Annotated in this window: 12 protein-coding genes, 1 tRNA gene and 1 pseudogene; 11 read left to right on the top strand and 3 right to left on the bottom strand. The window is 67.3% G+C overall.

What is annotated here, in order from left to right; all coding sequences use genetic code 11:
• Positions 1-115, top strand: a pseudogene (locus AC1DN2_RS17705) (IS30 family transposase); the annotation flags it as partial.
• Between the two features lie 88 nt (positions 116-203).
• Here the strand turns inward: AC1DN2_RS17705 and AC1DN2_RS17700 are convergent.
• A complete protein-coding gene (locus AC1DN2_RS17700; protein WP_018773569.1) occupies positions 204-695 on the bottom strand; it encodes a YajQ family cyclic di-GMP-binding protein in 492 nt (163 codons plus the stop codon).
• Positions 696-891: 196 nt separating this feature from the next.
• Here AC1DN2_RS17700 and AC1DN2_RS17695 point away from each other — a divergent pair, with 196 nt between their 5' ends.
• Entirely contained in the window at positions 892-1,146 is a 255-nt protein-coding gene (locus AC1DN2_RS17695; RefSeq protein WP_476851370.1) for a hypothetical protein, read from the top strand.
• 172 nt (positions 1,147-1,318) lie between these two features.
• Positions 1,319-1,400 (top strand) — tRNA-Tyr (locus tag AC1DN2_RS17690).
• Between the two features lie 104 nt (positions 1,401-1,504).
• Here the strand turns inward: AC1DN2_RS17690 and AC1DN2_RS17685 are convergent.
• The gene (locus AC1DN2_RS17685; protein ID WP_476851369.1) at positions 1,505-1,882 is read right to left on the bottom strand and encodes a LysM peptidoglycan-binding domain-containing protein; all 378 of its coding nucleotides are present in this window, start codon (positions 1,880-1,882) and stop codon (positions 1,505-1,507) included.
• A 319-nt stretch (positions 1,883-2,201) separates the two neighbouring features.
• Between AC1DN2_RS17685 and AC1DN2_RS17680 the strand changes: the two genes are divergently transcribed.
• From AC1DN2_RS17680 to AC1DN2_RS17670, 3 genes are all read left to right on the top strand, one after another.
• A complete protein-coding gene (locus AC1DN2_RS17680) occupies positions 2,202-2,795 on the top strand; it encodes a DinB family protein (RefSeq protein WP_476851368.1) in 594 nt (197 codons plus the stop codon).
• A gap of 177 nt (positions 2,796-2,972) precedes the next feature.
• Positions 2,973-3,149 carry a DUF1059 domain-containing protein gene (locus AC1DN2_RS17675; RefSeq protein WP_162159079.1) on the top strand — a complete coding sequence of 59 codons (177 nt, stop codon included), beginning with the start codon at positions 2,973-2,975 and terminating at the stop codon, positions 3,147-3,149.
• 56 nt (positions 3,150-3,205) lie between these two features.
• Positions 3,206-4,294 (top strand): EAL domain-containing protein, encoded by a 1,089-nt coding sequence (locus tag AC1DN2_RS17670; protein WP_476851367.1) that lies wholly within the window; start codon positions 3,206-3,208, stop codon positions 4,292-4,294.
• Here the strand turns inward: AC1DN2_RS17670 and AC1DN2_RS17665 are convergent.
• Complete coding sequence (locus tag AC1DN2_RS17665) at positions 4,291-4,767, bottom strand: DUF1810 domain-containing protein (RefSeq protein WP_476851366.1); 477 nt, start codon at positions 4,765-4,767, stop codon at positions 4,291-4,293. The two genes, AC1DN2_RS17670 and AC1DN2_RS17665, sit on opposite strands and share 4 nt — an antisense overlap.
• 116 nt (positions 4,768-4,883) lie before the next feature.
• Between AC1DN2_RS17665 and AC1DN2_RS17660 the strand changes: the two genes are divergently transcribed.
• The 5 genes from AC1DN2_RS17660 to AC1DN2_RS17640 all read left to right on the top strand — a co-directional run bounded on the left by AC1DN2_RS17660 (position 4,884) and on the right by AC1DN2_RS17640 (position 9,356).
• The gene (locus AC1DN2_RS17660; protein ID WP_476851365.1) at positions 4,884-5,816 is read left to right on the top strand and encodes an ABC transporter ATP-binding protein; all 933 of its coding nucleotides are present in this window, start codon (positions 4,884-4,886) and stop codon (positions 5,814-5,816) included.
• Complete coding sequence (locus AC1DN2_RS17655; RefSeq protein ID WP_476851364.1) at positions 5,809-7,401, top strand: ABC transporter permease; 1,593 nt, start codon at positions 5,809-5,811, stop codon at positions 7,399-7,401. Before AC1DN2_RS17660 ends, AC1DN2_RS17655 begins: the two co-directional genes overlap by 8 nt.
• A 117-nt stretch (positions 7,402-7,518) precedes the next feature.
• Positions 7,519-8,250, top strand: coding sequence for an MgtC/SapB family protein (locus AC1DN2_RS17650; RefSeq protein WP_028276975.1), 732 nt, complete (start codon positions 7,519-7,521; stop codon positions 8,248-8,250).
• 84 nt (positions 8,251-8,334) lie between these two features.
• Positions 8,335-8,877: a GNAT family N-acetyltransferase gene (locus AC1DN2_RS17645; RefSeq protein WP_476851363.1), complete on the top strand. Its 543-nt coding sequence runs from the start codon at positions 8,335-8,337 to the stop codon at positions 8,875-8,877.
• Between the two features lie 62 nt (positions 8,878-8,939).
• Entirely contained in the window at positions 8,940-9,356 is a 417-nt protein-coding gene (locus AC1DN2_RS17640; RefSeq protein WP_476851362.1) for a VOC family protein, read from the top strand.
• The last annotated feature ends 12 nt before the right edge of the window (positions 9,357-9,368 follow it).

Here is a 9,368-nt window from a genome sequence, read left to right as displayed (position 1 = left end):
CTACGGGCCGGAAGACCTCGAACACGTCGCCCAGGAGCTCAACGGCCGCCCACGTAAAACGCTCGGCTGGGATACCCCAGCCGAGCGTCTGCGTGATTTACTACAAACCACCTAACCAGCAGGTGTTGCAACGACTCCTAGAATTCGCCACACCGTCGCCAGCCCTTTTGCGTGTCGCGCAAATTTGCGCCGCGGGCGGGCCGCTAGCTGCGGAAGTTAACGAACTGCAGGTCGGCCTCGTCGAAGCCCTTCAGCAGGTTCATGGTCTCCTGGAGGTCATCGCGGGACTTCGAGGTCACCCGGAGCTCGTCGCCCTGGATCTGTGACTTGACGGACTTGGGGGCCTCGTCCCGGATCAACTTGTTGATCTTCTTGGCGAGGTCCTGGGCGATGCCCTCCTTGATGGAGGCCTCGAGCCGGAATTCCTTGCCGGAGGCGTAGGGCTCGCCTGTGTCGAGGGACTTCAGCGAAATGCCGCGGCGGATGAGCTTGGACTGCAGCACATCGAGCACCGCGAGCACCCGCTCCTCGGAGTTGGCCTTCATCAGGATCTTCTCGCCGCTGAAATCGACCTCGGCGCCGACGCCCTTGAAGTCGTAGCGCTGGGCAATTTCCTTCTGCGCCTGGTTCAGCGCGTTGGCGACTTCCTGCTTGTCTACCTTGCTGACGACGTCGAACGTGGATTCGCCTGCCATGACTTTCCTCCTGATGGTTGCCGGGTGCCTGCGTGAGGCCGGGATGTCTGCATTCCAGACTAGTACGGATGCCCCCGATGTGGCGGCCGGCCTTGCGTCCCGGGTTTCACAGTCCGCTCATAGCTCAATCACGGCGGGAACGAAGCCGGGCTGGCCAGAGTTGCAAGAGTTGGAACCGCTGCTGAAAGGCAAGAACATGCACCAAAAGGCCGTCCGCTACGTCAACCGCACCACCGCCGCCGCTGCCAGCACCCTGGCCGCGACGGCGAGCTCCGTAGCCGCCGCCGCGCTGGCGGCGTCCATCATCCTGAGCCCGGCCGCCGACGCATCAGTCCGCATGGACGGGGTCCACACGGACCTGGCCCGTGCCGTCGAGCTGAACCAGGTCACCGTCGAGCAGGCGGCACGATTCGAGGCAAGACTGGCGGGGCGGATTCTCGGCGAGGCCTGAAATTCCGCGGATTTTGGCCCTTTTTCGGCCCTTTTATGATCTGCTGAGGCGCCGATTCGATTCTTCGGCGGAAGTTCTGTAAAGTTGTCTTGCCCGCGGGTGCTGGAAGCGGAACGGACTGGAAACAGACGTTCCGGGACTGGAAACCGCGAGTGATCTTCTTTTGAAGTTCGGCAGATTACCCGAGCGGCCAAAGGGGGCTGACTGTAAATCAGCTGGCAACGCCTACGGGGGTTCGAATCCCTCATCTGCCACCCTTGGAGAAGCCTCCGGAACCATTAGGTTCCGGAGGCTTTTTCTTTGTCCGCGGCCCAACGGCCCGTCTCCACAGTGCAAAGGCCTGCCTCAAAGGCCCGGCTCAGTCGGCCGGGGGATTCGGAATGGTTACCGTGGTGCCGGCGGGCGGAATCCATTCGCCTCCGGTCAACAGGTTCAGGTTGGCTATCCGCAAGGCATAGAGCGGGACGCCGTAGCGGCTCGCGATGCCCGAGGGAGTGTCTCCGGCGCCCACCCTGTACAGGACCCGTCCCTGCCCGTCCTGCCCGGCCACGCTGCCGCCTGCCCCTAGCTGGGGCACGTCCACGCCCCTGAGGTCGATAATCTCTCCTGCGGCAACGGACTCCGCTTCGTTGAAGCTCCTGAGGATCTCCGGAGTCATCCGGAAGTGGGCGGCGATGCCCTCCCAGGTGTCGCCGTCGACGGCCGCGTACCGCATCGGCAGGAGGAACCCGTTCACTTCGGTCGTCCCCCGCAGGCCTCCGGACGCCGGGGACGTTGCGGGTGCGGACGCCGCAGGCCGGCCCGTCGGAACTCCGTCCGGGGCCTCTGCGCCGGAAGAACAGGCTGCCAAAAGAATGGCGAGAGCCGCGGCCAGGAGAGCCGCGGCGGGCCGGACCCGATGTGCACCGGAATCGAGATTCACCCTGGGTGTCCTGTCGATCGGGGCCTCCCCCCGAGGCCCGTTGACACCAATTATTCCATACGTTTTATGAAGCCCGTTGTTCTGCCAGGCTGTTCTGCCAGGCAGCGCCCGCGCGTTCGGTATAGTGCGGGTCATGGACGACAAAGCGATCTTGCACACCTACCTGCGCACCCGGCGCCAAGACCTCCTCGGGAAGCTCGAAGGCCTCAGCGAGTATGACGTGCGCCGGCCCCTCACGCCCACGGGAACCAACCTGCTGGGACTGGTCAAGCACGTGGCCAGCGTCGAACTCGGCTACTTTGGCGAGGTCTTTGGCCGTCCCAGCGAGCTGAAGCTGGCGTGGTTTGCCGACGACGCGGAGCCGGATGCGGACATGTGGGCAGCCCCGGGCGAGACGCGGGAGCAGATCACTGAGCTGCACCGGCTCTCGGCGGCCCACAGCGATGCCACCATCGACGAACTCCCGCTCGACGCGCCCGGTGTGGTGCCCTGGTGGCCGGACGAGCGCAAGCACGTGACCCTGCAGCAGATCCTCGTGCACATGTGCGTGGAGACCGCCCACCACCTCGGACACGCCGACATCCTGCGCGAACTCATCGACGGCAGCGCAGGCCAGCGTCCCGGGGATCCGAACCTTTCGCCGCGCACCGCCGAGGAATGGGCCGTGCACCGGGCCCGCATCGAGGCGGCCGCAGTCGCTGCCGAAGCAGGGACGGCAGGCCGTTAGTACGGCCGCGAGTACAGGCCGCTAGTGGACAGCCGGTGGCAGCGAACAGCATCCGGCGGCCACTGCCGGCGGCGGACCGCCGGCGACGCCGCACCGTTTCTGCGAGCAAAATCTCAGTTTTCGGTGCGGAGCCAACGTAGGGTAGTCCGGTCCGCTGTTGAAGAAGAAGGAGCATTCGTGAAGTCGTTTGCCTGTGGTGATGTGGTTCCCGGTTGTGACGCCCGCTGGGTGTGCAGTACCGACGATGAAATTCTGGTCAATGTGGCCGCCCACGCGGCGTCCGCACATGGGCTGGAGGAGCTGCCGGCCGACGTCGTGCAGTCGGTCCACAGAGCCATCGTTCCCGTTAGTTGATTCACGAGGCAGGCGGCCTCCCGCCCGACGCCGGGGCCGCGCCGGGCCCGGATTGGGTGAAGCAACTGGCGGCCGCCTGCCGGGGTGTTGGCCTTTCCGCGGCCTACCAGCCCATTGTTGATACCGCGCGCGGCACAGTGGTGGGCTATGAGGCCCTGGCCCGGTTTTCGGGCTTCGCCGAAAAAAATCCTGAGGTGTGGTTTGCCGCGGCGCGCACGCATGGCCTGGCAGCCGAGCTCGAGGCCGCAGCCTTGCGGGCGGCGCTCGCGGCGCGTCCCACATTGCCGCCGAACTGCTTCCTGACCCTCAACGTCTCACCGGAGCTGCTGTTGACGGAGGAGATCCGTGGCATCTGGCGCGGCCAGGGAAACCTTGCCGGACTGGTGGTCGAGCTGACGGAGCAGACCCCGATCGACTCCTATCTGGAGCTTGAGCCCGACCTCAACCAGCTGCGCGCTGCCGGCGCGCTGATCGCCGTCGACGACGCCGGTGCCGGCTATGCCGGGCTCCGGCACCTGCTGGCCCTGCGGCCCTCGCTGATCAAGCTGGATCGTGAACTGATCCAGGATGTTGACCGTGACGAAGCCAAGCGTGCCCTGATCTCCATGCTCGGAACCTTTGCCAGCCGCGTCGATGCCTGGATCCTGGCCGAGGGAGTGGAGCGCGTGGAGGAACTGGACGCCCTCGTCGCCCTCGGCGTACCCCTGGTGCAGGGGTATTGCCTGGCCCGGCCCGGACCGGCGTGGGAAAAAATCGATCTCGACGTTGCCCACCGTCTGGCGTCCAACCCCCCGGCGACGCACCAGAGCATCATCCGGGACATCGTGGAACCCGCGACGACGGCCGCCACCACTGCGACGGCGGCGGCCGCGTTTGATGACAACCCGGCCTTGCAGTCGGTGGTGCTGATGGGCGATCATCTGCGGCCCGTTGCGGTGCTCGACCCCTCCGCGGCGGCCCTCGGCGTCGTGAGCCCGGGAATGCGGGTCAACCTGGACACGCCGCTCAGCGAGGCCCTGGCCCGTTCCATGACGCGGACTCAGGCCAACCGGTTTGACCCCCTGCTGGTGACGGACAACGCCGGCCGCTTTGCCGGCGTCGCCCGCATGGAGCGGATGATCACGGCGCTGGCCGCGGACAGCTAACCGTCCGCCGGGTCCGGACCACCGGGTTGTCCGTCCCGCAACTGGCCTTCCAGCAGCCGGTCCGTGGCGGGATCGGACAGGCCATCGAAATAGCGGTCCAGGACGACGCGGAACACGGTTTCGCCGGGCGCGGCCCGCTGGAACAGCGTCATGGATGAGTGCAGCTTCCGGGTGTCGATGCCGCCGAAAATTTGCACCGCGGACCGCCCCTGAAGTTCGGCCACTGCGGCGGCGGCCTCCCGCAGCCGCGGGCCAAGGACGCCGTGCCGGCAGTAAGCACGGGCCTCGGCCAGGGAGGAGATGGCGTACTTCCGGGCGGTTTCGCTGCGGCCCAGGCCCGCGAGCTGGGGGAAAACGAACCACATCCAGTGACTCCTCTTCATGCCTGACCGCAACTCCGCCAGGGCGTGCCCGTAGGTTCCGCCGGCGTCCTGGGCCGCCACGAACCGTTCAAGATCGTAAGGGTCTTCCATGCCCGCTAGGCTACGTCCCCCGGTGCCGGAGTGACAGCACGGCGACAGGCCGCCCGCGGGCGAAGGGGTCATTCGGCCAGGGCGGGATTGCCGATCCCGGGCGTATCGTGTCCCCCATGGCGAATGTCCTGGAGATGGTCGGCGTTGTGAAGCGGTTCGGTCCCGTGGTTGCCTTGAATGGGTTGGACTTTTCAGTCGAGGCGGGCGAGGTCCACGGCTTCCTCGGACCGAACGGCTCCGGCAAATCGACCACGATTCGCCTGCTGCTGGGCATGCTTCGCGCCAATGCTGGCTCCATCCGGGTGCTGGGCCTTGACCCGTGGCGCGACGTCGCGAGCCTCCACCGGGGCCTGGCCTACGTCCCCGGGGATGTGGCGTTGTGGCCCAACCTGACCGGCGCAGAAGTGATCGACCTCCTCGGCCGGCTCCAGGGCGGCCAGGACCTGGCCCGGCGGGCCCAGCTGTTGGAGCTCTTCGACCTCGATCCGACCAAGAAGTCCCGGGCCTACTCCAAAGGCAACCGGCAGAAAGTGGCCTTGGTCGCTGCCCTGGCCACCGACGCTGAGCTGTTCCTGCTGGACGAGCCCACCAGCGGACTGGACCCCCTGATGGAGGAGGCCTTCCGCGGCTGTATCCGGGAACTGCGTAACCAGGGCCGCACGGTACTGCTTAGCAGCCATATCCTCAGCGAGGCCGAGGCACTTTCGGACCGCGTGAGCATCATCCGTGAGGGCCGGGTGGTGGAGACGGGGCGGCTTGATGAACTCAGGCACCTGACCCGCACCTCCGTCACTGCCGATGTCGCGGTGGTACCGGTGGGCTTGGATGCCCTGCCAGGCGTGCACGACGTCGTCGTCACGAACCACCGCGTCAGCGCCCAAGTGGAACCGTCCGGCCTGGCCCCGTTCATGCGGGCGTTGACCGACGCGGGACTCGTCGCGCTGACCAGCCAGCCGCCCACTCTGGAGGATCTCTTCCTTCGCCACTACGGCGCTGCGGTGCCCGTGGCCGCGGCCGGGTCGAGCAGCGGACGCACCGCCGATGCGTGAAACGTTGGCGGGGACCGGAGTCCTGATCAGGCTCGGGCTCCGCCGCGACCGATGGCTGTTGCCGGCGTGGATCGCCGGATTCGCCGCGACAACGTATTCAACCGCGGTGGCCGGCGCCGAGCTCTACCCCGATGTGGAGAGCCGGGTCGAGGCCGCGACGGCCCTGAATGCCACGGCCTCGCTCGTGGCCCTCTTCGGCAGGGTCTACGATCCCACGTCCCTCGGCGCCCTGTCCCTCATCAAGTACACGGCGTTCATGGCTGCCATCCTCGCCGTCCTGATGGTGTTCATCACCGTCCGCCATACCCGCAGCGACGAAGAGTCCGGGCGGCTCGAGCTCCTGGGCGGCGGCCGGATGGGCCGCGACGCGCCGCTCGCGGCCGCCCTCACCATCAGCTTCGGAGCCAGCATTGTCCTGGGGCTGGTCACTGCGGTGTCTTTGGCCGCCGGCGGACTTCCGGCGGCCGGCTCGATCGCGTTCGGACTGGGCTGGGCCGCCACCGGCATGGCATTCAGTGCCGTGGCCGGGGTCACCGCCCAGCTGACGGCCAGCGCGCGGGCGGCCACGGGAATGAGCCTCGGCGTCGTTGCCGTGACCTATGCGCTGCGTGCGGTGGGGGACCTCGCCGAACCGGGGCCCTCCGCCCTGTCCTGGCTTTCGCCGATCGGCTGGAACCAGCAGATCCGGGCCTTCGCCGGGGACCAGTGGTGGGTGCTCGCCCTGCCACTGGCACTGTGCGCCTTACTCGTGCCCGTGGCCCTGGCACTCCGCGCCCGTCGGGACCTCGGCTGCGGCCTGCGCCAGGAGCGCCCCGGCCCGGCTCGCGGCTCGCTCCGCGGGGTTGGGGACCTCGCTGTGCGGCTCCAGTTCCGGCTGCTGGCGGCCTGGGCGGTCGCCTTCGTGGTGTTCGGCGTGGTGATCGGATCGCTGGCCGGCAACGTCATGGACTTGTTGAGTTCGCCCAACGCGCAGGACCTGATCATGATGCTGGGCGGAACCCAGGCCATGACGGATGCCTTCATTGCAGCGGAGATCAGCATCATGGGACTGCTGGCCGCTGCCTACGGACTGTCCGCGGCCAGCCGGCTCCGTGACGAGGAGACCGACGGCCACGTCGAGGCACTGCTGGGCACCGCCACCACCCGGCCGCGGTGGGCGACCAGCCATTTCGCCCTGGCGCTGGCCGGCGTCGCCGTGCTCATGCTGCTGGCCGGAGTGTCGGTCGGGGCCGGCGCAGCCACCGTCCTGGCCGATGCCAACCAACTTGGCCGCGTCACACTGGCCGCTGCCGCCCAGATCCCCGCGGCCTGGGTCATGACCGCTGCGGTGCTGGCGGTGTTCGGCTGGGCGCCCCGGCTCACTGGGACGGTCTGGGCCCTGCTGCTGCTCTTCGTCGCGCTTGGTGAGTTTGGCGTGCTGTGGAATGCCCCGGAGTGGCTGGTGGAGCTCTCCCCGTTCCGGCACTCGCCGCTGCTGCCCCTGGATTCCGGCGCCGTCGGGCCGTTGCTCGGACTTACGGTGATTGCCGCGGCGCTCGCCGCGCTGGGGTACGCCGGCTGGCGCCGCCGGGATCTGGCCCCGTGAGCGGGCCAGAGCAGCCACTACTCGCCACTAGGGGGCAGCGGTAATATCAGATTCGAGAGTTCTTGGCGCATTCCGGCACTGACGGGACGCCGCTCTCGGGCCGGGTCGGAGGGCGGGATGCAGGACGCATACGGGCTATATACCCCGACCACGCTGGTGGAAATCGGGCTTCTGCTGGCGACATTTATCCTCTGCTCCCTGATTGGCACTGAGCGGCAGGTCCGGCAAAAGGTCGCTGGCTACCGCACCCACGTCCTGGTCGGCCTCGGATCGTGCACGTTCACCCTGATCTCCGCCTACGGCTTCGCCGCCGCGCTGGCGCCCGGGGCCACCATGGACCCGTCCCGGATTGCAGCCCAAATCGTCAGCGGCATCGGCTTCCTCGGTGCCGGGGTGATTTTCAAGGGACGGAACGTAGTCCGCGGCCTGACGACGGCGGCCAGCATTTGGGTTTCTGCCGCCGTCGGCATGGCGTGCGGGGCCGGAATGCTGTCCCTGGCTGTTTCGCTGACCGCTTTCCACCTCATCACGTTGTACGTCGTTTCTCCCGTGATCAGGAAGATCCCGACCCCCGACGCCCACCGGGTTCTGCACCTGGGCTACGACGACAACCGGGGCGTGCTGCGGCAAGTGTTGGAGATCGCCACGAATATGGGGTTCAGCTCGTCGATCCTGAGCATCAATAAGGCGGGCGATGAACAAAAGCCGATCGTCCTCATGGACATCCGCTTCCATGGTCATCTTCCGCTGCGGGAACTCGTCCCCTACCTCCTTGATGTGCCCGGCGTGCAGAGTGTGACCGTTCGCGGCACCGATCCGAACGAGGACGACGACGATCCCAGCGCCTGAGAACCCCATCAAGCACACCACCGGGACTCCCGTGACTGGCGCACGCTGATTGAAGCCGTTCGGGATGACCGTTAGAGTCTGCGGATGACCGAGAACAGCGTCGCTTTGACGGATACCGTGTGCGTGCGGGTACTGCGCAGGTCCGACGCGGGGCCCCTGGCCGACGCCTACCGGCGGAACCGGGAGCACCTGGCGCCCTGGGAACCGGTGCGGTTTGAGGAATTCTTTACCGCCGAGGGACAAGCCGCCAGCATTGAATCCAAGCTCGGATTGTTCATCGCGGGAACAGACGTGCCCTGGGTCCTCGTGGAAGGCTCCCGCATCATCGGTGTGATCAACCTCAGCGGGATTGTCCGGGGGCCATTCCTCAGCGCCCACCTCGGCTACTGGGTGGACAAGGACCTGACGGGGCTGGGAATTGGCTCGGCCGCGGTGGAGTTCGCCCTCCAGACCGCGCGCAACGAACTGGGACTGCACCGGCTGCAGGCCTCAACCCTCCCGCACAACGCCGCGTCTCAGCGGATCCTGAAGCGGGCTGGCTTTGAGGAGATCGGTTTGGCAGCCCAGTACCTTCGGATTGCCGGATCCTGGCAGGACCACATCCTCTTCCAGCGGATACTGTTCTGATGGCTGATATTCCGGTTGCACCAGGTCCCGTTGCGCCAGGTCCCGTTGCGCAAAGTCCCCCGGTGCCGGTTCCCATCGCACCGGGGGACTTTGGTGCCCTGCACCATGTAGAACTCTGGGTGCCGGACCTGCAGCGGGCCAGGGACCAGTGGGGCTGGCTGCTGGGCAGGCTGGGCTACGAGGCCTACCAGGACTGGGCCCACGGGTGCAGCTGGCGCCGCGGGCCGACGTACATCGTCGTCGAGCAGTCCCCGGCGCTGACCGGAACGGCGCACGACCGCAAAGCCCCGGGCCTGAACCACCTGGCGTTCAGCGCGGGGACCCGGGCTGACGTGGACGCCATGGCGGGCGAGAGCGTCAGCCACGGCTGGGCCGAGCTGTTTCCGGACAAGTATCCGCACGCAGGCGGCCCCGGCCACTTCGCCGCCTACCTCGTGAACGCGGATGGCTACGAAGTGGAGCTGATTGCTGCGGGCTGATCGCGTCGGGGC

Source organism: Arthrobacter sp. 01L42, from assembly GCF_056400005.1.
The sequence above is the reverse complement of the archived record's forward strand: the minus strand, read 5'-3'. Positions and strand labels throughout refer to the sequence as shown.